The 24,667-nt window shown below is 65.5% G+C and carries 16 protein-coding genes and 2 pseudogenes; 8 read left to right on the forward strand and 10 right to left on the reverse strand.

Annotated features, from left to right (window positions below):
• The first annotated feature begins 55 nt into the window (after positions 1-55).
• Complete coding sequence (locus ACW5DW_RS07375; RefSeq protein ID WP_457018109.1) at positions 56-2,905, forward strand: S8 family serine peptidase; 2,850 nt, start codon at positions 56-58, stop codon at positions 2,903-2,905.
• 87 nt (positions 2,906-2,992) lie between these two features.
• Here ACW5DW_RS07375 and ACW5DW_RS07380 read toward each other — a convergent pair whose 3' ends face one another.
• The 3 genes from ACW5DW_RS07380 to ACW5DW_RS07390 form a co-directional block, all read right to left on the reverse strand.
• Positions 2,993-4,150 carry an acyl-CoA dehydrogenase family protein gene (locus ACW5DW_RS07380; RefSeq protein ID WP_457018110.1) on the reverse strand — a complete coding sequence of 386 codons (1,158 nt, stop codon included), beginning with the start codon at positions 4,148-4,150 and terminating at the stop codon, positions 2,993-2,995.
• A 281-nt stretch (positions 4,151-4,431) separates the two neighbouring features.
• A complete protein-coding gene (locus ACW5DW_RS07385; protein ID WP_457018111.1) occupies positions 4,432-5,532 on the reverse strand; it encodes a Glu/Leu/Phe/Val dehydrogenase dimerization domain-containing protein in 1,101 nt (366 codons plus the stop codon).
• Positions 5,533-5,899: 367 nt separating this feature from the next.
• Positions 5,900-7,462 carry a phospholipase D family protein gene (locus ACW5DW_RS07390; RefSeq protein WP_457018112.1) on the reverse strand — a complete coding sequence of 521 codons (1,563 nt, stop codon included), beginning with the start codon at positions 7,460-7,462 and terminating at the stop codon, positions 5,900-5,902.
• Positions 7,463-7,599: 137 nt separating this feature from the next.
• Here ACW5DW_RS07390 and ACW5DW_RS07395 point away from each other — a divergent pair, with 137 nt between their 5' ends.
• From ACW5DW_RS07395 to ACW5DW_RS07410, 4 genes and pseudogenes are all read left to right on the forward strand, one after another.
• Positions 7,600-11,412, forward strand: a complete 3,813-nt coding sequence (locus ACW5DW_RS07395) for a methylmalonyl-CoA mutase family protein (protein ID WP_457018113.1) — start codon at positions 7,600-7,602, stop codon at positions 11,410-11,412.
• Positions 11,413-11,458: 46 nt separating this feature from the next.
• A complete protein-coding gene (locus ACW5DW_RS07400) occupies positions 11,459-12,778 on the forward strand; it encodes an STAS-like domain-containing protein (protein ID WP_457018114.1) in 1,320 nt (439 codons plus the stop codon).
• A 115-nt stretch (positions 12,779-12,893) separates the two neighbouring features.
• Positions 12,894-13,085, forward strand: a pseudogene (locus tag ACW5DW_RS07405) (J domain-containing protein); the annotation flags it as partial.
• Positions 13,086-13,286: 201 nt separating this feature from the next.
• Positions 13,287-13,997, forward strand: a complete 711-nt coding sequence (locus tag ACW5DW_RS07410; RefSeq protein WP_457018442.1) for a hypothetical protein — start codon at positions 13,287-13,289, stop codon at positions 13,995-13,997.
• Positions 13,998-14,034: 37 nt separating this feature from the next.
• On the opposite strand, the gene ACW5DW_RS07415 is transcribed toward ACW5DW_RS07410, so the two are convergent.
• From ACW5DW_RS07415 to ACW5DW_RS07445, 7 genes and pseudogenes are all read right to left on the reverse strand, one after another.
• Positions 14,035-14,664: a transposase gene (locus ACW5DW_RS07415; RefSeq protein WP_457018429.1), complete on the reverse strand. Its 630-nt coding sequence runs from the start codon at positions 14,662-14,664 to the stop codon at positions 14,035-14,037.
• Positions 14,660-15,364, reverse strand: a complete 705-nt coding sequence (locus tag ACW5DW_RS07420) for a transposase (RefSeq protein ID WP_457018115.1) — start codon at positions 15,362-15,364, stop codon at positions 14,660-14,662. Before ACW5DW_RS07420 ends, ACW5DW_RS07415 begins: the two co-directional genes overlap by 5 nt.
• A 209-nt stretch (positions 15,365-15,573) precedes the next feature.
• On the reverse strand, positions 15,574-18,051 hold the full coding sequence (locus ACW5DW_RS07425) for a glycoside hydrolase family 9 protein (RefSeq protein ID WP_457018116.1): 2,478 nt from the start codon (positions 18,049-18,051) through the stop codon (positions 15,574-15,576).
• Positions 18,052-18,217: 166 nt separating this feature from the next.
• A pseudogene (locus ACW5DW_RS07430) lies at positions 18,218-18,382 on the reverse strand (IS4 family transposase); the annotation flags it as partial.
• Positions 18,383-18,509: 127 nt separating this feature from the next.
• Positions 18,510-19,397, reverse strand: coding sequence for an IS3 family transposase (locus ACW5DW_RS07435; protein ID WP_457018430.1), 888 nt, complete (start codon positions 19,395-19,397; stop codon positions 18,510-18,512).
• Positions 19,398-19,414: 17 nt separating this feature from the next.
• Positions 19,415-20,113 (reverse strand): transposase, encoded by a 699-nt coding sequence (locus ACW5DW_RS07440; RefSeq protein ID WP_457018117.1) that lies wholly within the window; start codon positions 20,111-20,113, stop codon positions 19,415-19,417.
• Positions 20,114-20,515: 402 nt separating this feature from the next.
• A complete protein-coding gene (locus ACW5DW_RS07445) occupies positions 20,516-21,283 on the reverse strand; it encodes an eCIS core domain-containing protein (protein WP_457018118.1) in 768 nt (255 codons plus the stop codon).
• 897 nt (positions 21,284-22,180) lie between these two features.
• On the opposite strand from ACW5DW_RS07445, the gene ACW5DW_RS07450 reads away from it, so the two are divergent.
• The 3 genes from ACW5DW_RS07450 to ACW5DW_RS07460 all read left to right on the forward strand — a co-directional run bounded on the left by ACW5DW_RS07450 (position 22,181) and on the right by ACW5DW_RS07460 (position 24,639).
• Entirely contained in the window at positions 22,181-22,879 is a 699-nt protein-coding gene (locus ACW5DW_RS07450; protein ID WP_457018119.1) for a transposase, read from the forward strand.
• Between the two features lie 167 nt (positions 22,880-23,046).
• Complete coding sequence (locus ACW5DW_RS07455) at positions 23,047-24,078, forward strand: helix-turn-helix domain-containing protein (RefSeq protein WP_457018120.1); 1,032 nt, start codon at positions 23,047-23,049, stop codon at positions 24,076-24,078.
• Positions 24,079-24,210: 132 nt separating this feature from the next.
• Complete coding sequence (locus tag ACW5DW_RS07460) at positions 24,211-24,639, forward strand: hypothetical protein (protein ID WP_457018121.1); 429 nt, start codon at positions 24,211-24,213, stop codon at positions 24,637-24,639.
• Positions 24,640-24,667: the final 28 nt, after the last annotated feature.

The raw sequence follows: 24,667 nt of genomic DNA on the forward strand, positions 1-24,667 counted from the left end.
TGGCGCTATAGAGGCGCGGGGCGCTCGACGCAGGGCGCGATCAGGAGTGGAAGCGATGCAGGACCGGGCAAAGGGGAAGACGTCGTTGCTGGCCGCGGCCGTGGTATCGGCCTGCCTGCTGGCGGCCTGCGGCGGTGGCGGTGGCGGTACCCGTCCGAACCCGCCGCCGCTGGCCCCACCGCCCGTGCCACCGCCGGTCACGCCGCCGGATACGCCACCGGTCGTGCTGGAACCCGACCCGGCCTACAGCAACCATCTGGCCTGGACAGGTGCCGCGTCGGCGCACGCCGCCGGCCTGACCGGCGCCGGCGTGCGCATCGGCATCGTCGATAGCGGTGTCAACCGCAACCATCCGGCGATGCGCGAGGACCGCGTCGTGGTCAACCTCAACTACATCGATCCGGCCAGCAACAACCTGCGGCTCGATGACGTGGTCGGCCACGGCACCGCGGTCGCCCAGATCGCGGCCGGCATGCCGTTCGGGCGCTGGCCCGGCGGCATCGCACCCGGTGCGCAGATCGTGTCGGCACGCATCATCAACGACAAGCCGCCGGAGGACGACGGTACGGGGCAGGGCAACGAGGTCGACGGCGCGCTCGGGCTGGCGCCGATCCACGCCGACCTGATGCGCCACGGCGTGCGCGTCATGAACAACTCCTGGGGCGGCCTGTACTGGACCAATGCCGCCGCGACCGCTCCGATCGCCGCCGAGTATCGGCCCTTCATCGTCGACCACGGTGGCCTCGTGGTGTTCTCGACCGGCAACGCCGGCTTCGCCGACCCCTCCGATACCGCCGCCCTGCCGAGCCAGGCCGGCACCGGTGGCAGCAGGCCCGCGGCCGACCTCGAGCGCGGCTGGTTGGCCGTGGCCGCGCTCGATGCCGTCGATCCGGCGCGGCTGGCGGTCTATTCCAACGCCTGTGGCGTGGCGATGCACTACTGCCTGGTTGCGCCGGGCACGGTCGTCTTCACCGGCACCGATGATGCGCCCGACGCACCGGAGTACTACCAGGGGTCCGGCACGTCGTTCGCGGCGCCCATCGTCTCCGGCGCGGCGGCGCTGGTGTGGGAGGCGTTTCCGTACTTCAACAACGACCTGGTGCGGCAGACGCTGCTGGGCACTGCCACGGATATCGGTGATCCGGGCGTGGACGCGGTGTTCGGCTATGGTCGGGTCGACGTCGCGCGCGCGGTGGCTGGACCGGCGCGCCTGGACTGGGGCGACCTCACGGTCGACTTCGACGGCATCAGCTCGCGTTGGGGCAATGCGCTGGAAGGCCGGGGCGCACTGGTCAAGCGCGGCAACGGCACCCTGGTGCTGGACGCCTCATCCGGAAACGCCGGCGGCATCCGAGTGGAGGAAGGCGCGCTGCATGCCCGCTTCTACGTCGCCGGCGACGTGGCGGTGGAACGCAACGCCAGCTTCGGCATCGGCATCGCGGTCGACGGTGACCTGCGCAACAGCGGCAGGGTGGACCTGCTCGAACGCGAAGGCGCAGGCGCCGGACTCACTGGGTCTGATGTCGGCGGCCACTACAGCCAGGCCGACGGCGCCGTGCTTGCACTGGACATCGGCCAGTTCCTGTCCCCGCTGACGGCCTCGCTCGACGGAACGCTGCACGTTCGCGGCGTGCAGGAGGGCTACACGACAAGCGACCGCGAACCGGTGGTCTCGACCACGCTTGGGCTGGACGGCCGCTTCGACACGATGACCTGGGCCGATTCCCTGTTCCTGGAGGCGACGCTTGGCTACGACGACTTCGCCGCCTGGCTGGACATCGAGCGTGCCGACGTCGTCGCTGCGGCCAAGGCGATGGCCGGCATGCGCGCCGCGGGATTGTCGGCCGCGCAGCGCGTGGAGAACGCGTTCGCCGGCATCGACCGCGTGACCGAGGACCCCGCCGGCACCGTGGACGACGACCTCCTGCGCCTGGCCGGCGAGTTCCAGGCCATCGGCGACGAGGGGCAGGCCAAGGCCGCGTTCGACAGCCTGTCCGGCGAGTCGCACGCGCTGGCCACCACGCTCACCTTCGATGCGATCGACATGGGGCGGCGTGCGCTGTCCTGGCGTGTGGGACAGCTGCAGCCCGGTGGGCGGCAGGCGGGCGCATGGAAGCAGTCGCTGGGTACAAACGGTGCGGGAACCGGCATCGCCGGCGGCGGCTTCCAGCTCGATGGCTGGCTGATGGGCAGCGACCAGGTGCTGGCCAACGGCCTGGTCACCGGTTTCGCCTTTGGCGAAACGCGCGCCGACGGCTGGGTCGGCGGCAACCGCGACCGCAGCCGCGACCGGCAGACGCAGGCCAGCGTCTATCTCGGCCGCCTGTCTGCGGATGCCTATGCCACCGGCCAGTTGACGACCGGCCGCTACGACCGTGACATCGAGCGCTGGTTGTTCGCCGGTGCCGACGCGCGCACGGGCGTGTCCAGCGCGTACGCGGGCAGTTACACCAGCCTCGGCACCGAGGCGGGGCGCCGCCTCCAGCTGGGCGAATGGCAGCTCACGCCCTGGTTGGGCGTGGACCACGTGCGCCTGCACAGCGACGGTTTCGAGGAATGGGGCAGCGGGTTTGGCCTGCGCGCCAACGCCGCCACCCTGACGCGCACCCAGGTCACCACCGGCCTGCGCGCCAGCCGCGACTGGCATGGCGTGCGGCTGCACGCCTGGTCGGAGTGGCAGCAGACCCTGCAGGCCAGTGGCTTCGACATGCAGGCCAGCTTCACCGGCATCGACAGCTGGTCACCGCTGCCGCTAGCCGGCGCGGCGAAGTCCGGCGGGCTGCTCGGCGTTGGAATCGACACATGGCTGGGCCACAACGCGCAGCTGTCGCTCGCCTGCGACCAGCGCTTTGGCCCGCGCGGGAATGAGCGGATGGGATCGGTGCGCTACGTACTGGGGTTCTGACGGCGGCCACCTGTCATTTCGACCGAAGGGAGAAATCCCTGCGACGAAGCAGATCTCTCCCTGCGGTCGAGATGACAGGACTCCGCGTCAGTGGTTTCCCGCCACCAGCTCGCGCCCGATCAGCATCCGGCGGATCTCGTTGGTGCCCGCGCCGATCGCATAGAGCTTGGCGTCGCGCAGGATACGCCCGGTTGCGTACTCGTTGATGTAGCCGTTGCCGCCCAGCGCCTGGATCGCCTCCAGCGCCACCTGCACCGCGGCTTCGCTGGCATGCAGCAGGCAGCTGGCTGCGTCGATGCGCGAGCGGTGGCCGGCGTCGTAATCCCGCGCCACCTGGTAGGCGAATGCGCGCGAAGACTGCAGCGCCGTGTACATGTCGGCGATCTTGGCCTGCATGATCCCGAAGGTGCCGATCGCCTGGCCGAACTGGCGGCGTTCGCGCGTGTAGGGCAGGGCGATGTCGAGTGCGGACTGCATCAGGCCCAGCGGCCCGCCGGTCAGCACCAGGCGTTCGGTGTTGAGCCCGCTCATCAGCACCTTGACGCCGTTGTTGACCTCGCCCAGCACGTTCTCGTTGGGGATCTCGCAGTTCTCGAACACCAGCTCACAGGTGTTGGAGCCGCGCATGCCGAGCTTGTCGAGCTTCTGCGCGGTGGAAAACCCCTTCATGCCCTTCTCGACGATGAAGGCGGTCATGCACTTGCTGCCGAGCTCGCGGCTGGCGGTGCGCATGTAGACCACCAGCACGTCGGCCTCGGGGCCGTTGGTGATCCACATCTTGTTGCCGTTGGCGATCCAGGTGTCGCCCTTGAGTTCGGCGCGGCAGGACATCGAGCCGACCACGTCCGAACCTGCGCCCGGCTCGCTCATCGCCAGCGCGCCCTTCCACTCGCCGGTGCACAGCTTGGGCAGATACTTCTCGCGCTGCGCCTGGTTGCCGTTGGTATGGAGGTTGGACACGCACAGGTTGGAGTGCGCACCGTAGCTCAGGCCCACCGAACCGGAGGCGCGCGAAACCTCCTCCATTGCCACCAGGTGGGCCAGATAGCCCATCCCGCTGCCGCCCAGCTCGACGGGAACCGTCATCCCGAGCAGGCCGAGCTCGCCGAGCTTGAGCCACAGCTCCTGCGGGAAGGCGTTGTCCTCGTCGATCGACGCGGCCCGCGGCGCGATCTCGGACTCGGCGAACCGGCGCACCGCCTCACGCAGCGTGTCGATGTCCTCGCCGAGCGGGAAAGTGCGCATGCCGTGCTTCCTTGTGGGACTGGTTTCACATGCTACAACGGGCGTGTCGACGCGTCGCCGCGTTTAGCTCCCTCCCCCGCTTGCGGGGGAAGGTGCAACAGCGCAGCGTCGTCGTTTTGGCTCCCTCCCCCGCGGAGCGGGGGAGGGTTGGGGTGGGGGCGAGCAGATCGCCGCGCTGTTTCCACGCGCGCCTTTGGCGCGCGCCCCCATCCCAGCCTTCTACCCCGAGGGCACGTAGCCCCGCTGGCGGGGGAAGGGGCAGTAGCGGGGAACCCGAGCCTTCAATTCCCCCTTACGCGCCCCTGGAAACGCGGGGTGGCGCGACCCATCGGCAGCTTGAGCTTGCCGATGGTCTCGATGCGCTCTTCGGCCAGGCGGTCGGCGGCCTGGTAGGTGGGGATGTTGTCGCGGTCAGCGATCTCGAAGATGCGGCCGAGGTTGTGGTAGATCGTGCGCATCATGCGCATCGCGCGTTCGCGGTTGTAGCCGTCGATCTCCAGCGAGATGTTCATCACGCCGCCCGCGTTCACCGCGTAGTCCGGCGCGTACAGGATGCCGCGGCGCGTGACCTCGTCGCCGATTGCGTTGCTCGCCAGCTGGTTGTTGGCCGCGCCGCAGATCACCTTGGCCTTGAGCCGCGGCAGCGTCTTCTCGTTGACCGTGCCACCTAGTGCGCAGGGCGAGTACACGTCCACGTCGACGTCGTAGATCTCGTCGGGGCCCACGGCCTCGGCGCCGTGTTCGCTCACCGCCTGTTCCACGCGCGCCTTGTTGATGTCGGTGACGTAGATCTTCGCGCCGCGATCCTTCAGCAGCTTCACGAATTCCATGCCTACGTGGCCCAGGCCCTGCACGGCATAGCTGTACTTGCCCACTTCCTCGTCGCCGAACTTGCGGTTCAGCGTTGCCATCAGGCCCTGCAGCGCACCGTAGGCGGTGAACGGCGAAGGGTCGCCCGATCCGCCATGCACCTGGTGCACGCCGGTGACGAACTGGGTTTCGCGGTACACGTATTCCATGTCGCTGACGTCGATGCCGACGTCCTCGGCGGTGATGTAGCGCCCGCCCTGCGTGTCGACGAACTGGCCGAAGGCGCGGAACAGCGCTTCGGACTTGTCCTTCGAGGGATCACCGATGATCACCGCCTTGCCGCCGCCCAGGTTCAGGCCGGCCACCGCGTTCTTGTAGGTCATGCCGCGCGACAGGCGCAGCACGTCGTCCAGCGCTTCCTGCTCGGTCGCGTATGGCCACATCCGGGTGCCGCCCAGCGCGGGGCCGAGCACGGTGTTGTGGATGGCGATGATCGCCTTCAGGCCGACGTCCGGGTTGTGGCAGAACACGACCTGCTCATGGCCGTAGGTCGCAAGCTGTTCAAAGATCATGGATAAAACTCCGTCGCGGGCGCCGCGCGTGCTGCGTGCGGGACCCTTGATCAGGTTGGGAGTGGGCTGACTGGATGTGAAGATCGGCCCGCGCGGCGGGCGGTCAGGCGTGACAGGCGCGGCATTCTACGCCCGTCTCCCGGGAAATGCCCGTCAGGGGTGTGAAGGCGAGGGCGGGTGGCGGCGGGGACTGCATCCGTGGCGCTTGCCTGATCCGGGGCTGTCAATCGCTGTCATCCCGAGCGCAGCGAGGGATCTCGGCTCCGGAGGCGCTTGCGGCGAGATCCCTCGCTGCGCTCGGGATGACAGCTGTGCACTCGGGATGACAGCTGTGCACTCGGGATGACAACATCGTGTGCGCCCCGCCCTAAAGCTGCGATTCCACCGGCAGCCAACCCACCACGCGGGCGAGGGCGCGGGTCAACAGGCCCGTTTCCGGCTCGTGGTCCAGGACCACCGGCGGGTCTTCCACCCGGTCGAGCCAGCGCAGGTCGTCTTCGCCGTCCAGGTACACCCAGTAGCTCTTCTCGCCGCCCGACAGGCGCAGGTATTCCTCGCGCAGCGCCAGCGCCAGCGGCTTGTCGTCGAACAGCACGCCCATCTCGGTGTTGAGCTCGATCGAACGCGGGTCGATGTTGAACGAGCCGATGAACCCGTAGCGGTCGTCCACCACGAACGCCTTGGTATGCAGGCTGGCGCCGCTGCTGCCGAACAGGCTCGAATCCGAACCCTTCACCTGCGGCCGCATCTCGTACAGCTTCACGCCGGTGCGCAGCAGGTCCTTGCGGTAGTTGGCGTAGCCGCCGTGCACCGCGATCACGTCGTTGGCCGCAAGCGAGTTGGTGATCACGCCCACGTGTGCGTCGCGCTCGCGCACCAGCGCCGCCAGCGCGACCACGCCCTCGTTGCCGGGCACGAAGTAGGGCGAGATCAGCAGCGCCTTGTGCTGCGTATTGCGCACCACCTCGAACAGCTCGGCCGCCAGGTACTCGCCCGGCTGGTGTTCCTTCCACTTCAGCGGCGGATCGGACAGCACGCGGATGCGGTCGGACCAGTGCGGGCTCAGCTCCTCGGCCAGGTAGGCGCGCACGTTGGGCGACAGGTCCACGCGGTCCAGGTAGCGCCGCGCCACGCGGCCGTTGGCCTCTTCCTTGATCCCCGCCAGCACCGCCTCGAGCTTCTGCCGCGGCTTGCGGTTGAGCTGGGCGATCGGCACCACCGCATCGCTGTTCCAGAAGTTGTCGAAGATCGCGCTGGCCTGCGACACTGCCGGCCCGAACAGCAGCACGTCCAGGTCGCGGAAATTGGTCTGGTTGTGCGCGTCGAAATATTCGATGCCGATGTTGCGCCCGCCCACGATCGCCACCTGGTTGTCGGCAATCCAGGCCTTGTTGTGCATGCGGTAGGTGATGGAGAACATGCGTTGCACCATCTCGATCACGCGCGCCACGCCGTTGCGGTTGCGGAACGGGTTGTAGACGCGGATCTCGATGTTGTCGTGCGAGTCCAGCGCCAGCAGCGCCGCATCCTTGCCGGAGGTGTTGATGTCGTCGAGCAGCATGCGCACGCGCACCCCGCGCTCGGCCGCCTTCCAGGCCTCGTACATCAGCAGGTGGCCGGTGAGGTCGTCGTGCCAGATGTAGTACTGCAGGTCCAGGCTGCGCCCGGCCTGGCGCGCCGAGATCGCCCGCGAGGCGAAGGCATCCAGCCCGTCGGGGATCAGCAGCGCCGCGGTCTTGCCCGGATTGCGCGCCAGCAGCGGCTCGAGTTCCTGGTCCAGCGCGGTCTGCCCCGGCACCACCGGCAGCACCAGGCCCGGTGCGCCCGTTGCCGGCGGCATCAGCCGATCGGCCAGCAGCACACCGCTGCCCACCAGCAGCGTCAGCGAGAACAGGCCCCAGGCCAGGATGCGTTTGATGCGCTTCTTCATGGAATCCAGTGGCTTGGTGGCGTAGGAAGGACGGGTGGGGCGGAAGTGTGGCATTACCGGATGGGCGCGTGCCTCCCCGGACGGCTTCCACCCCCACGCTACAATCCGTCTCATCTGAAATCATGCCGGAGCGCGCCATGGGCACGCCAGCCACCCAGCTCACCGAAACCCAGCCCGACGCCACCCCGCTGCGCTTCGTCACCGCCGCCAGCCTGTTCGACGGGCACGACGCGGCCATCAACATCATGCGCCGGCTGATCCAGGCCCAGGGCGCCGAAGTCATCCACCTCGGCCACAACCGCAGCGTCGAGGACGTGGTGCGCGCCGCGCTGCAGGAGGACGCCGACGCCATCGCCCTGTCCAGCTACCAGGGCGGGCACGTGGAATACATGAAGTACATGGTCGACATGCTGCGCGAGCGCGGCGCCGGCCACATCCGCGTGGTGGGCGGCGGCGGCGGCACCATCACCCCCGAGGAGATCCGCGAGCTGGAGGCCTACGGCGTCGAGCGCATCTACCACCCCAACGACGGCATGAAGCTGGGCCTGGTGGAGATGATCGAGGACGTGGTGGCGCGCGTGTCGAACGCCCGCGAGGCCACGGCCGCCCAGGCCCGCCAGCCGGCCAACACGCGCCCGCCGCTGGAGGACGAGATCGCCATCGGCCGCGTGCTCTCGGCCATCGAGGACGGCGCCTATTCCGATGCCGAGCTGGCCATGCTGCGCAAGCAGTGGGCGGCAGGCGCGGCCGGGCACGCCGGCACTACGCCGGTGATCGGCATCACCGGCACCGGCGGCGCCGGCAAGAGTTCGGTGACCGACGAACTGCTCAACCGCTTCCTCGCCCACTTCCCGAAGATGCGCATGGCGGTGATCAGCGTCGACCCCACGCGCCGCCGCAGCGGCGGCGCGCTGCTGGGCGACCGCATCCGCATGAACTCGCTGCGCAGCCATCGCGTGTACATGCGCTCGATGGCCACCCGCCGCCAGAACGTGGCGACCAATGCCGTGCTCAAGGACTGCATCGGCTTCCTCAAGGGCCTGGGCTATGACCTGGTGATCGTGGAAACCGCCGGCATCGGCCAGAGCGATTCGGAGATCGTCGACCTGGTCGATTTCCCCATGTACGTCATGACCAGCGACTACGGCGCTGCCAGCCAGCTGGAGAAGATCGACATGATCGACTTCGCCGAGCTGATCGTGCTCAACAAGTACGACAAGCGCGGCGCCGAAGACGCCCTGCGCGACGTGCGCAAGCAGTGGAAGCGCAACCGCGTCGCCTTCCAGATGGCCGACGAGGATGTGCCGGTCTATCCCACCATCGCCAGCCAGTTCAACGACCCCGGCATCAGCTGGATGTTCGCCAACCTGTGCCGGTTGCTGCGGGAGAATCTCGCCCTGCCGCCCGCAGCCTCTGCCTCTCCCGCGTCTCCTGTAGGAGCGGCTTCAGCCGCGACCACGAAACCGGCAGACGGCTCCACCCAGGTACCGATCGCGACTGAAGCCGCTCCTACAGCGGCGACGGCGGCGCCGCGCTGCGACTTCACCCCGCAGATCGACACCTCGCTCAAGGAACCTCGCGCCACCATCCTCATCCCCGGCGCCCGCGTCCGCTACCTCGCCGAGATCGCCGAGCAGGGCCGCGCCATCAACGCCTCCATCGAAAAGCAGGCCGAAGCCGCCAACCGCGCCCAATCCTTCTGGCAGTCCCTGCAGGAACTCGAAGACCCCAAGCTGCCCAGGCAGCTCGACCTCTACGACACGACAGACGTCGTCCCCGCGAAAGCGGGAACCCAACGCCTGCCGACCACCACCGGTGTCATCCCGAGCGCAGCGAGGGATCTCGCTTCCCACACCAACGCAGATTCCTCGGCTCCGCCTCGGAATGACATCGCCCCCGACCGTTCCCTCCTCACCCTCCGCCAACGCTACAACGACGCCATCCAGTCCCTCACCGCCGAAAACCTCCGCAACCTCCGCGACTGGCCCCAACGCCTCAAGTCCATCACCGACGAAGCCACCGAATACCAGGTCCGCAACAAGACCATCCGCGTCGAAAACTACCGCCAGTCCCTCAGCCACCAGCCGATCCCCAAGATCGCCGCCCCCACCTACAAATCCTGGGGCGAACTGCTCACCTTTTTGGGCAAGGAAAACCTGCCCGGCAGCTACCCCTACACCGGCGGCGTCTACCCCTACCGCCGCACCGGCGAAGACCCCATCCGCATGTTCGCCGGCGAAGGCACGCCCGAGCGCACCAACCGCCGCTTCCACTACCTCAGCGTCGGCCAGCCCGCCGCGCGTCTGTCCACCGCCTTCGACAGCGTCACCCTCTACGGGGAAGACCCGGCCCCGCGCCCCGACATCTTCGGCAAGATCGGCAACTCCGGCGTCAACATCCCCACGCTGGACGACATGAAGAAGCTCTACTCGGGCTTCGACCTGTGCGCGCCCACCACCAGCGTGTCGATGACCATCAACGGCCCGGCGCCGATGATCCTGGCGATGTTCATGAACTGCGCCATCGACCAGCAGGTGGAGAAATACCTCAAGGCCGACGACGCCCGCTGGGCGGACGCGCAACAGAAGATCGACGCGTTCTTCAAGGACAAGGAGCGCCCGAGCTACCACGGCGACCTCCCGCCCACCAACGACGGCCTCGGCCTGGCCTTCCTCGGCATGACCGGCGACCAGCTGGTGGATGCCGACACCTACGCCCGCATCAAGGCCGAAACCCTGGCCACCGTGCGCGGCACCGTGCAGGCCGACATCCTCAAAGAGGACCAGGCCCAGAACACCTGCATCTTCAGCACCGAGTTCGCCCTGCGCATGATGGGCGACATCCAGCAGTACTTCGTCGACAACGCGGTGCGCAACTTCTACTCGGTGTCGATCTCGGGCTACCACATTGCCGAGGCCGGGGCGAACCCGATCAGCCAGCTCGCCTTTACCCTGAGCAACGGCTTCACCATCGTCGAGTACTACCTGGCGCGCGGCATGCAGATCGACGACTTCGCGCCCAACCTGTCGTTCTTCTTCAGCAACGGCATGGACCCCGAGTACACCGTCATCGGCCGCGTCGCCCGCCGCATCTGGGCACGCGCCATGCGCGAGCGCTACGGCGCCAACGAACGCAGCCAGATGATGAAGTACCACATCCAGACCAGCGGCCGGTCCCTGCACGCGCAGGAGATCCAGTTCAACGACATCCGCACCACACTGCAGGCGCTGTACGCCCTGTTCGACAACTGCAACAGCCTGCACACCAACGCCTACGACGAGGCCATCACCACGCCCACCGAAGAAAGCGTGCGCCGCGCCGTGGCCATCCAGATGATCATCAACAAGGAGCTGGGCCTCAACTTCATCGAGAACCCCTGGCAGGGCAGCTTCGCCGTTGACTACCTCACCGACCTGGTGGAAGAGGCCGTCTACAGGGAGTTCGAGGCCATCAGCGAGCGCGGCGGCGTCCTGGGCGCCATGGACACCATGTACCAGCGCGGCAAGATCCAGGAAGAGAGCCTGTACTACGAACACAAGAAGCACGACGGCTCGCTGCCGCTGGTGGGGGTGAACACCTTCCTGCCCAAGGAGCATGCAGGCGAGGTGGCGACGGAGATCGAGCTGATCCGGTCGACGGAGGGGGAGAAGGGGCAGCAGATTGCCAACGTTGGAAGCTGGCAGACCTCACGCAACCCCCTCGCTCCGCTCCTTCCCCCGCGAGCGGGGGAAGGCCGGGATGGGGGCCAGCCCGCCTCGTCGCAACCAGATTCACCCGAAACCATCGCCGGCGAGATTCACGACGGGCGCGGGCTGGCGTATCTTCAGGACACGGCGCGGCGACGGGGGAATGTGTTCGAGGCGCTGGTCGAAGCGGTGAAGACCCACTCATTGGGGCAGATCAGTCATGCCTTGTATGAGGTGGGGGGGGAGTATCGGAGGAATATGTAGTGCCTGACGACAACGCTGCGATCAAAAAACAGAGGGCGATGAGCGCGTGACGAAGGACTGGAAGGCAGATCTTGGCAAAGCCGCTAAGGAGATTAGAAGACAGCGGACCGTAAGAAAGAAGCTGCCAGCGTACTTCGCTTTCAAGAGGCATAACGTCACTGACTTCGATCAGGTCCTGCCATTCTTCGACTGGAGCTTGACCGACCGTCCGGTCGAGATCGACTTTTCGATCTGCAAGTCGGCGAACTATCAAGCCCTTAGCTTGCTCGTGCTGTACGTAATGCGGCTAAAGACCCAAGGCTGCACAGTGTCGTTCAAGTACGCCGAGGAGGGGGCTGGCGCCTCGGAGATGTGGCGCCTAATGGGGGCGCTGGGCGCGTTCACAGTATTGTTCGACGACTCAGTAAACTTCAATGGGCACGAGCACAAGCCGCTGATCGCGATTAGGAATAGTGGCGATTTCAAGTTCGCTATGTCACGAGCTGAGAAGTACTGCGAAGGCTTCAATGTCGAGTACATCAACACTCTCCGCTACGTGCTGTCAGAGTTGCTTTACAACACGATTGAGCACGGGGATTCTTACTTCCAATCATACCGTGGGCAGAAGCGTTTGCCATCTGTCATTCAGTTCACATGGTACGAGACCCAGCACGAGATTCACTTTCTGATCGGTGACCTGGGTGTAGGTATCAAGGCGCATTTGGAGCAAGCGTATCCCGCGTTTGAGTCAGATGCGGAAGCGCTCAAGAAGGCGATCGAGCCAAACGTTTCCGGCACCTTTGGGGCTGTTAATCCATACGCTGGCAAGAACAACCAGGGCGTCGGACTCTATATTTCCTCAAACGTCGTACGAAAGTTGCAGGCTGACATGTGGCTAGTGTCGGGGAACGGCGTCTTGCACGTCTCTCCGCGGGATACGACCGCCAAGACGATTGTGTCCTGTTGGCCGGGCACGTTCGCCCTAGTGGCGATCAAGGTTTCCCCTACCGTGCAATTTGAGCTTCATTCGCTGATGCAGGAATTGCGTGAGCGGGCGCAGACGGAGCTCCAGAAGAAGACGGCTGCGGAGGATTTGGGTAAGTTTTATCTCAGCATTTACAACATCTTTGGGACGCGGGCAGAGGATAAGGATGCTGCGATCAGATTTCGAGATAGAACGCTTTTGCCGCAGATTGATCAGGGAAAGGTGATCGTTATCGATTTCTCAGACGTTGTTGCCGCGCCGCATAGCTTTCTCGGTGCGTTGCTGGCAACGCCCGCTAACAGGCTTGGTCTACTCGCTTATAAGCGCCTAAAAGTCATCAACTGCGCCGCAGAGATTCGGGAAACCATTGATTACATCATATCGGAAAATACGCCTGGATAAGATTGTTGAGCGGCTAGGGGAAATTCAAGCGGCACCTAGATCGGGAGGTTGACGGGCGGGCGTGTCGTCAACGCATTCCCCTGCAACCGCGGCGTTAGCCTGGGGGCTTCAGATCATGGCGGGATTGCGGACGCATTACGATAATTTGAAGGTGTCTCGGGATGCGCCCGACTCTGTCATTCGGGCGGCCTATAGGACACTAAGCCAGCAGTACCACCCCGACAAACGACCTGGCGACGCCCGCGCTGCAGCGGTTATGTCGCTCATCAACCAGTCGTACGAGATCCTCTCCGATCCGAGCCGGCGGCGGGAGCACGATGCATGGATCGCACGGGAAGAGCTAAGACGCGCGCAACGGACTCATTCCGAGGCGCCGCCTATTCCTCCGCAATGGAGGCAACCAGCCCCGTCCCGCACTTCGCGTTTGCAGGGCAACTTGCTGGCGACAGCACTGCTATGGCCCTTCAGGACGGTGATCAGAGTCGCGCGGGCCGTGCCTCAGCTGACCATGCTGGCCTTGCTGATCGGCGGCATTTGGATATGGGACGCGGTGACGCCAGATCGTCCACCACCACCACCGCGCCCAGGCCCCAAACCGTATCAGGCCACTGCGCCCGCAAAATTGCCCGACGTCGCGATCTCGGACTGTCGCAAGGTCAGTTCAATAAAAGGACAAGGCGGGCGGGAAAGCGCGATCTACACCTACGTGGAAAACGGCACGCGACACTATGCAAGCAAGTTGCCACCAGGTTGCCAAGGTACCGGCCAAGGACCAGGGGCGCCAGCACCGGTTCCGGCGACCGCCTATTTCCGACCGAACCACGCGCCCGACGATACCCCGTGGCCCAAGCGCGCTGAGTACCTGGCTAGGTATTCGATAGGCAACAACGATGGACACTCGAATGTCACGGTGGATAACACTCGAAACGACTCAGATGTCTTTGCCAAGCTTGTCTCACTGAATGGCGACATAGCCCGTCCCGTCAGGCACTTCTTCATCCCTGCAGGATCAAGATTCACCATGAATCAGGTGACAGCCGGCGCCTACGACATTCGCTATAGGGATCTGGAATCGGGTGCCCTGACGCGTTCTGAGCCCTTCGATGTAGAAGAACGTCGTACTGTAGAGGGCATCGAGTACAGCGAGATGACTATGACGCTGTACAAGGTCGATGGTGGAAACTTCGAGACTTACGATCTAGCGGAAGATGAGTTCTAGCCGGCAAGAACGGGGCCAAGAACGGGGCCAGGTGTAGTTAATCAGATGCTCCCTCTGCTCGTCGGCGTGGACGATGGGCAGGGCGCGCAGACGCGAAGCGTCGGGTCTTGGCTTCGACCATCGCCTTGAAGGCATCGCGGCCCAGTGCCCGTTGCTGTTGGAGGTAGAGGCGTATCTCCGCGAGCTGTTCCGCGGGCAGGGCCTCATCGAGGATGCGGCGCCAGACCTGCTGGCGCTCCGGTTGGCTGCTGGCGAGACCTTGCCAGACCGGATGCGGGCTAAGGGCCGAAGCAGGGCGCTCGCCCAGATATGCCGGACAGCTGGACCAGCGGTACGTCGCTGGATCGTCGGTCAGCCTCGCGCGGACCGGGTTGAGCTCGATGTACCGGTGGCAGCGCAGTACGTAGTCTTCGCTGTCGACCAGGCAGGCCTTGTAACGGCCCTCCCACAGACTCCCGGTGCGCCCATGCCGGGCATTGAAGAGGCAGACGTAGTTGGTGCCGAGGTGCTGCATCAGGCGGCCAACGTCGCCGGCGTTTTGCGGAGTCACCAGGAGATGGACATGGTTGTCCATCAAGACATAGGCATGCAGGTGGCATTGCGTCCTGGCCAGCGACTCGCGCAGAAGGTGGAGGTAGGAACAAGAACGGGGCCAGGTGTAGTTAATCTCTTGCTTCTTCCGGCCTTCGGCATGGACGATGGGCAGGTCGGGTAGAAGCGAAGCGTCGGGTTTTCGCTTCGACCATCGCTTTGAAGGCGTCGCGGCCCAGTGCCCGTTGCTGTTGCAGGTAGAGGCGGATTTCAGCGAGTTGTTCCGGCGGCACGACCTCCTCGAGGATGCGACGCCAGGCTTCCCGACGCTCGGGTTGGCTGCCGGCGAGGCTTTGCCAGACCGGGTGGTGGCAGAGGTCGGAAGTCGGGCGCTGGCCCAGGTATGCCGGGCAGCTGGACCAGCGATACGTTGCTGGATCGTCGGTCAGTCGCGCGCGGACGGGATTGAGCTCGATATAGCGATGGCAGCGCAGCACGTAGTCTTCACTGTCGACCAGGCACGCCTTGTATCGCCCCTCCCACAGGCTCCCGCTGCGGACATGCCGGGCGTTGAAGAGGCCGACGTAGTTCGTGCCGAGTCGTTGCATCAAGCGGCCAACGTCGCCGGCGTTCTGCGGTGTCACAAGAAGGTGGACATGATTGTCCATCAGGACGTAGGCATGCAGGCGGCAGTGCGTCGTGGCCAGTGACTCCTGCAGGAGCTGGAGGTAGCGCAATCGATCGCCGTCGTCGAGGAAGCAGGGCAGGCGATTGTTGCCGCGTTGCACCACGTGCTGCGGGATGCCGGGCAGGTCGATACGAGGGAGGCGGGCCATGCCTGTGAGCATGCGGAAGCATGTGGTTGGCTGCGGTCCGTACATCCCGGAACCGTGTCTCGGGAATCGCCATCAAGCGTTGTCAGGAAAGTTAACCTGGCCCCGTTAACGTGGCCCCGTTAACGGTTGCGGCAGCGTGAGTCGACCTGCGCAAGCAGGGCCTGCGCAGGTCGACTGAACGGCCCGGGCACAAAGCGCCCGGGCGAGGCTCAGTTGGACGCGTCGCGCTGCGCTGCGGCCAGCGCCAGGAACATGAAGTTCTCCGCGCCGCCTCCGATCACGTACTCGCGCTGCTGCCAGAAGTAGGGCCAGATCTTCAGTTCGGGCAGGTCCGGGCGGATCAGCGCCGTGCCCGAGATCACCCCGCCGGGGATATAGCCCCAGTCGGCGCGGTTGGTGCCATACGCCACCGTGGCCGAGTGCGCGCCCACGCCGGAGGCGAAGGACTCGGTGACATTGCCCGGGTGCACGCCCAGCACGAAGTTGAGCGCGTCCATCTGCAGGGCATCGGGGGTGTGCTGCGGCCAGCCCTTGCTGAAGAAGTACTGGTCCACGCCGAAGCGCTGGATGTCCCAGCCGGCGCCCCAGATGTGGGGCACGTAGGGAACCCGGTACGGGGTCTTGGTCGCGTCGTCGGCCAGCTTGGCCTGGTGTGCCGCCACCGCGGCATCGACCTCGCGCAGGAACGCGGCGTCCTTGACCAGGGGCAGGGCGCTGGACAGGGAAGGGCCGGTCTTGTCGATCGCCGCCACGATGTCCGGCTTGAGCGCGACCAGCGCGTCCACGTAGGCCTGGTCGCCGGTGCTGCGGGCCAGTTCACTCAACGCTGCCACTTTCGCGCCGACGCTGGTCGCGCGGTCCAGGGCCTTGGCGGTCAGGTCGATGGCCGCATCCAGCGCTTCCTGGGCCATGGCCGGATTGGACGCGCGCAGCACCCGCGCCGCCACCGCCAGGCCCGAGGCCGTGGACAGTTCGCGGTTGGGGTTGTCCTCGGTGAACACCCAGCGGTCGTCGTTGATCGCGGAGGGCGTGCCGGTGCGGCCACCGGCGGGCAGGGCGGGGTCGTAGGCCAGGTTGTCGGTCTGGATGGTGACATCGCCCAACAGCACGTACTGCTCCAGGGTCGGCTCGATCACGCCGCGGTAGGTGCGGCCCAGGGCGCGATAACCAGCCAGCACATTGAGCAGGCCGTGTTCGATCTGCTGGAGGCCGTCGTTGACCCCGTCCGGGCGCAGCAGCAGGGCTTCCTTGCGTGCCTGGTCGATGGTGGTGGTGTCGTGGTCCAGGCCGAATTCCTCGACCATCTGCGCCAGCAGCTTGATCGTGCCCATCTGGCTCTCGATGCGCAGGTCGTAGTCGCCGGCGTCGTGCCAGCCACCCACGGCCATGCCCGGGATGCGGTCGCCGGGCTTGAAGCGGCTGAGGGTGTCCGCCCCCTGGTCGTAGCCGTCGAAATGCACGCCGGCCGGCGCCATGCGCGCGTCATCCATGTGGTCCAGGCCATGCCAGGTGCGGTAGTTCTCCTTCACCAGCATGTGGCACATCTGCGCCGGCAGGAAGTACTCCAGCGTGGGCTGCCACACGCCGCGGTCGAATACGTCCCCGCCGATGCGGAAGGCGTGCGTGCGCTTGCCGCGGTAGGACAGCTCGTACATGCCCGGCTCGCGCACCGCGCTCAGGTCCGCGGTCAGGTAGTGATAGCGCAGGAACTTGCCCCAGGACCTGGGCGTGTAACGCGCGGCTTCCTTCGGGCCATCCTCGGTGATCCGGTAAAGGGTCAGCGGGTCGGCGCGGGTATCGCGCTTGTCCTGTTCGATGATGACGGTCTTGGCCTGCTCGGGCCGGTAGCCCACCTGGGATACCTGGACCACCGGCGCATAGCGCCATTCCGGCACCACGTTGGGCGTCACCACCCAGGTGATCGCATCGCGCGTGGCCCCGGGACGGGTCAGCTCGCGCACGATGTACCAGCCGTTGTTCATGTTGCCGCGACCGTCCAGCAACACCAGCTCGCCGCTGCGGCTTTCGATCTTCAGCCGCTGCAGCGGGCTCTCCGGCGCGACCACCAGGCTGCTGCCGGTCGCCAGGGGCGCAGTGAGCGTGTGGCCTTCCATCGAGACCACCGGGCCATTGGCCTGGCGCGGGAAGCTGCCAGCGGCGCCATCCATGAGGAAGGATTTGCCGAACAGGTCGGTCGGGAACAGTTCGAAGTTGAAGCCGACCTTGCCTTCCCATTCGGCGGGCAGGGGCTTGTCCAGGTGGACCGCGATCCGGAAGGCGTGGCCGTCCAGCGGCGTCACTCCCACCTCGTAACGGAAGTCCAGGTCCGGATACTCGATCGGATTGAAGCCCTTGCGGTTCTTGCTCTCGTCCGGGTAGCGCAGGGCCTGGGTCACCGTACCGGTGGCCGGGTCATGCGCAGCCGTTCCGTCACCAGCCGGCACCGGCGACCACTGGCCGGGCGAAGGCTCCAGGCGCAGGTCGCCATTGGCTGCCACGCGCTCGCCATGCTGGATCACGGTCACGCCGGTCTGGTGCCCATCGGGATAGATGTCGGCAAAGACGGTGACGTTGAGGCCCGGCGCCTCGAAATAGCCTTGCTCGTTGAGCTTGAGCTGCGAGGCAGCGCCCACATTGCCCGCCAGGGCAAGCAGGCTGGCTGCCGCCACGAATGTCACACGCTTCATCGGTTCTCCCCAGTTCGATCCCTTGCCATCCCGATCTGCCCGGGCGGCGGTGATGATGCCAGCCCCGGGATGTCCATCCGAGTGGCTCGACGCGATCGCCGACAGTAGCCGTCCCGGCTGCGCAAGGCAAAAGGGGCAAAGGGTGTCAGGGACGAATGGCGCTTACTTAAGCGGCAACATGCTGTTTTGTCGTGTCATTTCTGAGGCCTTTGCGTGCGATCTGGCGCGGTTGATTGAGAAGCGGCAGGCTTTTAGGTCGTCGCTTGATCGCTCGTGGCTCCATGCGTCCCGGACGATTCCCCACGCGCTTGCTGGCGATCAGGATCAGGAGTGCCGGGTCCCCGACGGCAGCGTCGAGCGCGCATTGCTGCCAAGCCAGCCAGAGCTGCAGGCGCTGCTTGAAGCTCAATCGATAACGGGGTCAGGTTGGAGTGACCCCGGCTTTTCGGACAGTGGACCTAGGGCACATACCCCAGGCGATTGAACCGCTCTTCGTATTGGGCGGGCGATTGGTAGTCTAGAGCCGAGTGCATGCGTGTTCGGTTATAGAAGGTCTCGATGTAATCGAACACAGCCAAGCGAGCAGCTTCGCGTGAGGCGAAGGCCTTGTCTGGTACCAGCTCCAGTTTGAGCGTGCTGAAGAAGCTCTCCGCCATCGCATTGTCGTAAGGCATGCCGGGTCGGCTCATGCTCAGCATGATATTCGCTGCCTCCGCTTTCGCCCGGTAGCTGGCGCTCGTGTACTGGCTGCCGCGGTCGTGATGAAGGACCACGTTGGGCCCCGGACGACGCTGCACGAGGGCCATGGCCAGAGCGCGTTCGGCTAGATCCCGGGTCTGCTGCGAGGCCATCGCCCATCCGACGACGCGCCGGCTGCACACGTCCAGCACGGCGGCCAGGTACAACCAGCCTTCGCGCGTGGGGATATGGGTGATATCGCCGACCCACACCCGGTTGGGGACGGGGCTGGTAAACGGCCAGGCAAGGCGGTTAGGGGCGGCTAGCGTGCGGTGGTATGGCGCACGAGCGCGTACGAAGCGCCGCCGTCGCAGGGTGACGATGCCATGCCGGCGCCGCAGGCGCGCGACCCGATGCCGGCCACAGTCTTCTCCACGAGCGACCAGCACGCGCCACAGGCGGCGTGTGCCGTAGGCCTGCCGATGTTCCATGTGCGTGGCCTGGATCACCGTCGCCAGCCGCGTATCGGCCTGCTGCCGGGCACTAGGCAAGCGTGTCTGCCAGGCATGGAAGCCGCTTCGCGACACGCCCAATGCGCGGCACAAAGCGCTCACCGGATAGGTCGCTTGCTGCGCTTGGATCCAGGCGTACCGCGCGTCGGTGTGGATAACGGGGTCAGGTTCACTTACCCGGTCGGGTCAGATCTCCGCGGTCGGTGTGCAGGCCTGACGCCAGCGAATCGCCGGGTCTTGGCTTCGACCATGGCCCGGAAGTCGTCCCGACCCCATGCACGTTGCTGTTGCAGGTAGTGGCGGATGTCGGCCAGCGTGTCGTCGGGGATCGCCTCGTCCAGCAGGCAACGGTAGGCGGCAGAGCGCTCTGCGGACGTGTTCCCGAGCGCAAGCCAAGTGGGATGCGGGCACAGGCCGGACTGGAGGCGCTGGCCGAGGTTTGCCGCGCAGCTGGACCAGCGATAGCCGCCGGGATCGTCGGTCATGCGAGCGCGGACCGGGTTGAGCTCGATGTAGCAGTAGCAGGCCAGGACGTAGCGTTCGCTGTCCACCAGGCAAGCCTTGTAGCGACCTTCCCACAGGGTGCCGCTACGGCCGTGGCGGGCGTTGAACAAACCTACGTACTGCCGGCCGAGCCGTTGCATCAGGCGAGTGATGGCGCCGGCTTCCGGTGGCGTGGCCAGCAGGTGGACATGGTTGTCCATCAGCACATAGGCATGCAGGCGCACGCCCGTGGCCAGAAGCGCTTCGCGTAGCACGGTGAGGTAGCGGAGCCTGTCGCCGTCATCGAGGAAGCAGGGCAGGCGATTGTTGCCGCGTTGCACGATGTGCTGCGGCACGTGGGGCAGATCCTGGCGAGGCAGGCGGGCCATGAGCCATGGTGTGATCTGCCGAGCAGTCAGGGCATCCGCCTGCCGGCGATGGAGCTGTAAGTCGGGGCAGGACAGGCCCGGAGGAAAAAGTGAACCGGACGCCCGTTCTTCCAATCGCCTGCCCAATACGAAGAGCGGTTGAATTACCTAGGGTATGTGCCCTAGGTCCACTGTCCGAAAAAACCGGGCTACTCCAACCTGACCCCGTTCGGGCGGACCCCGTGCGGGCGCATTCTGCCGATAACGCACAAGGCCCGTGTTGCGGGCCCTGTGTTCCACGGAAGATTGGAACGAGAGTCTTGCCCTTCTCACGAAAGCGCTGGCAAGTCGAACCAAACACATGTTTTTGTTCCGCTGTGTGGCGTTTTCATGGCCATGAATCGGTTGATCTGGCCTTTCGCGTCAACGTGCCACGCCCCAAATCGGGCCATTGAAAGTCGGGCAGTAGCACGATGATCCCACGGGGATGGCTACCCCCATGCCGCAGACACCCAAGTTCGTGGCGCACAAGCTGGCTGCTGCCGGTTGAGCGAAGTTGGCGACTTGGACCGCAGGACCAGTTGAGCTGTGGTCGACTTGAGCCATCTGGTCACTCCAGTTCACGTAGGAACTTTGAGCCGCGTATGCCTCGCCTTCGACACCATTCCAGCTACGAAGGTATCGGATCGCGAAATCTCGTACTCCCCAGTCGCGGAACTGCTGGACGTGTTTCAGTTCGTGTGCCCAGAGGATTGGGTTGTTATAGGCATCCCCGGCATTTTTAAAGACAATGACATCGATCAAGGCAACGGCCTCTGCGCCCCCGTACTGAACCGACAAACTGGCTAGGTTGAAAACGCCAGCATCGCCTATCCTGAATCTTGCGCGTTGGAGAACGTCCTCGTCATAGAATCCGCTCAATTGTTGCTTGATGTGAGGCGGGATCGGCGACGCATCGTTGATGGAGTTGTCGCGGGATTGTGCCAGCCACTGCTCGAACACCGGCGCTCCGGCTTGTGCCTGTGCTTCGATTCTTGCGCGGTCGACCTCGCGGCCGGCATTGTCGAGTTCGCGACCGACATTCCGAATGATTCGGCCGGGGTTGGTGATGTCGCCGATCGGGTCCCAAGCAAGGACCGGAACGGTCGCGAGGGTTAGCAAGCATGCAAAGACTGGCGTGTAGCGTTTCATGGTGGATCTCCAATTTGGCAACCCTAGTGACCAGTAACTGGCTGGTTGCGTCTTCCAGTTACCCCCGAGCCACGTTTCGATCCAATATTGCGTGCAACGAAAGTTCGATCGCGGTGCGGCCACCGAAGTCCGTTCGATTGCGCCGCGGCCAGCCGGACGTGCATCCAACCGGGAGAAACGGAAGAAGCGGGGGAACGGTGTCAGAGTGGGGCACTCCTGATTTATCGGACACATGGCGAAAAAGTGCTTGCGGAGAAAATGTGTCAGGGACGATTCCCGCCCCTGCGCTCAGGTGTTGTCCAATGATGTCCCTCCCCGCAGCGTGATGGCTCTGGGACGCTGGCCCGTCTACGCCCGAGCAAGTCCCCGCCAATCCCGGTTGGACCTTCGCGGCCTCCCGCAGAACGTGGTGCAGCGCAGAAACAACCGCTTGGCGTGCTTTCTAGACGACGGCGCGCGGCGAGGACCTTGCAGCGGTCGAGGCGGGCTGCGAGGCGGTGGATCGGCCGGCCCGGCTCTGGTTCAATCGGCGACACGCCCCGGCCGGGCGCAGCGGAGAAGCGTCATGCTGCGGAGCGTCGTGGTCATCGCATTGCTCGCCCTGGCGGGGCCGCTGCAGGCGCAGCCGGAGGGGACGCGGCGAAGCTGGCGGAATTCAAGACGTTCGCGCAGGCCTACCGCGCCGAGCGCGGGATCCTCAGCCTGTCGTATGCCATCGTCAAGGACGGCCGAATCATCGCGGCGGAGGGTTTCGGCTGGCAGGACCATGACGCGACAAAAGGTGTCACGCGACAAAAGGTGTCAGGGACAACTACCGACTGATGCTGAGGGGTTCTCCGACGTTGCGCAGCACGAGGGCCTGATAGGTCCGTGGAGGCGATGCGGTGAGGCTTGGGCATGGCCCGCCAACCGCGATTCGACCTTGCAGGCGTCCCACAGCAAGTAGTGCAGCGTGGAAACAACCGGCTGCCGTGCTTCTTGGACGACGGTGACCGCCAGCGGTACCTGCAATGTCCGCGCGAGGGCCTGGCCAGGTTCGACTGTCAGCTCCACGCCTACGTGTTGATGAGCAATCACGTGCATCTGCTGGTGACGCCTGGCAGCACGGGGGCGGTGTTGCGGCTGATGCATACGTTCGCGTGCAACTACACCGGCCTGTTCAACGGGCGGCACGGCCGCACGGGCACGTTGTGGGAAGGGAGGCTCAAGGCCTGCCTGGTGGATTCGGGTCGATACTTCCTGGCGTGCAGTCGGTACATTGAGCTCAATCCGGTGCGCGCGTGGATGGTGGCGCAGCCCGACGACTATCCCTGGTCGAGCCATGGCGCTAACGCCGGGTACCGCGGAGATCCGTTGCTGGTTCCGCATCCCGAATACCTGGCCTTGGGGAGCGATCCGCCCGCGCGGGCGGCCGCCTACCGGACAATCGTGGCGGAAGCCACTGGGGATGCTTTGCTCGCAGAGATCCGGGCTCACCTGCAGCAGCAGAAGGCGCTGGGCTCGGACAGGTTCCAGGCGTGGGTCACGCAGCGCACGGGACAGTTCGCGGGACTGCGGGCGAGGGGCAGGCCACCAGCCAGCGACAATTGTCCCTGACACCGTTTGCCCAAGCGGGGCTTGCGGGAACAGAGAGAGCGCGGTCTGGCCCGTTTCCTGGCGACGAGGCTGGCCTTCCCGGGGTCACTCCAGCCTCAGCCCATTTCCCTGGATGGTGGAGTTACGATCGTGCAGCGGTCGACGCCATCGCGAAAGTAGGGGATCCGATGCTGCAGATGATGGTGGGCTTCTCGGTCGGAATGTCGCTGCTGTTGGCCGCAGCCTTCGCGACTGGCTACCGCAACGCGCCGTTGCCGTGGCAGTCCCGCCTGGCGGGCTTCGTGATGCTCGCAGGGCTCGCGCTGACCCAGCTGGGGCATCTGGGGATGATCGCGCAGGCAGGCGACGCGCTGCCTGTGCGCCGCTATGTGGTCGTCCTGTTTCTGCAGTCGCTGGGGTTCTACTGGCTGTTGCTGGGCGTGTTGCGTCCGGAGGGCGCCTGGCGCCGGGTGGAATGGGCGCTGCCGGTGCTGGCGCTGGTGGTCGCACTTGCCGTGCCGCTGGCATGGGCCATTCCGGCGGCGCTGCTGATGGGCACCGCCTTCGCGCTGCACCTGTCCGTGCTGGTCTATCGCCTGCGCGTGTTACGGCGCTGGTTTGCGCTGGAGTTGAAGGTGTTGGCGCTGTTCGGCGCGATGGCGTTGGCGGTGGCGACTACGGGCCTGCTGGCGCCCCACAGCTTCGGCTGGGATGCCTACGCGTGGACGTACACGGTGCTGATCGCGCTGGGGTTCGGCCTGGCCGGCTGGCTGCTGTTGGCCGTGCCGGACATCGTGCCGAAGGCGCGCGAGGCCGTGGCGGTGGCCTACGCGCAGTCCACGCTCACTCGCGTGGATCGCGAGGCGATGGCCGCGCGGCTGCGTCAGGTGTTCGAGGTCGACCAGGCGCATCGCGCCGAGTCGCTGAGCCTTGCGGCCGTGGCCGACCTGCTGGGTCTCAATGGGCACCAGCTGTCGGAACTGGTCAACACCGAGTTCGGCATGGGCTTCCCCAGGCTGGTGCGGCGGTACCGGGTGGAGACCGCGCAACGGATGCTGGTGGAGGAGCCGCGCGCGTCGGTGCTGTCGGTGGGCATGGCGTCGGGCTTCAATTCGCAGTCCAGCTTCTACGTTGCGTTCAAGGAGCAGGTGGGCGAGGTGCCAGGCGCATATCGGCAGCGGATGCTGGCGGTGAGCGGCGCACCCGACCTTCCGGAATGATCACTCTGGACATGGATAAGCCCTTGATCCTGCGTGGATCGGGGTGCGACTTGTTCCGGAATTATCTTTCCGGAGGCCCATGACGGGCACACCGGGTCAAGTTGGCGTCACTCCCAACCCGGAGCGACACCCATGCTTGAACTCGGAGATTTCGTCATGACGCATCTTGCCTACGGCCTCTACCTCACCATTTCCAGCGGGATGACCATCTGGGTGGCGCGCGCCCTGTCCAGCAATGGCGAGGTCTTCCTGGTCCGCTGCTTCGGCCAGGACACCGAGCTGGCCGCCTCCACCAATCGCCTGCTGGTCATCGGCTTCTATCTGGTGAACCTGGGCTTCATCAGCTACCGGCTGGGCAACTGGCAGGTCGACACGATCAGCCTGATCCCCGAGGTCGGCTCCCGCGTGGGCATCAGCCTGCTGGTGCTAGGCCTGATGCACTTCCTCAACATGATCCTGATCGCGAAGTTCGGCCGGGCGGTCAAGGCCTGGGCGCGTGACCAGGCGGACGATGGCCAGGCACGCCGGGACGGTCGCGTTGGCCCGCCACCGCTGGGCTGAGAAAGAAGGACGGGGTCGTGCACGTCGC

The sequence above is a fragment of the Luteimonas sp. A482 genome, from assembly GCF_054072655.1.

Bases quoted from the DNA above. Each gene is read 5' to 3' on its own strand.
- ACW5DW_RS07375 (WP_457018109.1), top strand. From the start codon at position 56: ATGCAGGACCGGGCAAAGGGGAAGACGTCGTTGCTGGCCGCGGCCGTG.
- ACW5DW_RS07380 (WP_457018110.1), bottom strand. From the start codon at position 4,150: ATGCGCACTTTCCCGCTCGGCGAGGACATCGACACGCTGCGTGAGGCG.
- ACW5DW_RS07385 (WP_457018111.1), bottom strand. From the start codon at position 5,532: ATGATCTTTGAACAGCTTGCGACCTACGGCCATGAGCAGGTCGTGTTC.
- ACW5DW_RS07390 (WP_457018112.1), bottom strand. From the start codon at position 7,462: ATGAAGAAGCGCATCAAACGCATCCTGGCCTGGGGCCTGTTCTCGCTG.
- ACW5DW_RS07395 (WP_457018113.1), top strand. From the start codon at position 7,600: ATGGGCACGCCAGCCACCCAGCTCACCGAAACCCAGCCCGACGCCACC.
- ACW5DW_RS07410 (WP_457018442.1), top strand. From the start codon at position 13,287: ATGCTGGCCTTGCTGATCGGCGGCATTTGGATATGGGACGCGGTGACG.
- ACW5DW_RS07420 (WP_457018115.1), bottom strand. From the start codon at position 15,364: ATGGCCCGCCTCCCTCGTATCGACCTGCCCGGCATCCCGCAGCACGTG.
- ACW5DW_RS07425 (WP_457018116.1), bottom strand. From the start codon at position 18,051: ATGAAGCGTGTGACATTCGTGGCGGCAGCCAGCCTGCTTGCCCTGGCG.
- ACW5DW_RS07440 (WP_457018117.1), bottom strand. From the start codon at position 20,113: ATGGCCCGCCTGCCTCGCCAGGATCTGCCCCACGTGCCGCAGCACATC.
- ACW5DW_RS07445 (WP_457018118.1), bottom strand. From the start codon at position 21,283: ATGAAACGCTACACGCCAGTCTTTGCATGCTTGCTAACCCTCGCGACC.
- ACW5DW_RS07450 (WP_457018119.1), top strand. From the start codon at position 22,181: ATGGCCCGCCAACCGCGATTCGACCTTGCAGGCGTCCCACAGCAAGTA.
- ACW5DW_RS07455 (WP_457018120.1), top strand. From the start codon at position 23,047: ATGCTGCAGATGATGGTGGGCTTCTCGGTCGGAATGTCGCTGCTGTTG.
- ACW5DW_RS07460 (WP_457018121.1), top strand. From the start codon at position 24,211: ATGCTTGAACTCGGAGATTTCGTCATGACGCATCTTGCCTACGGCCTC.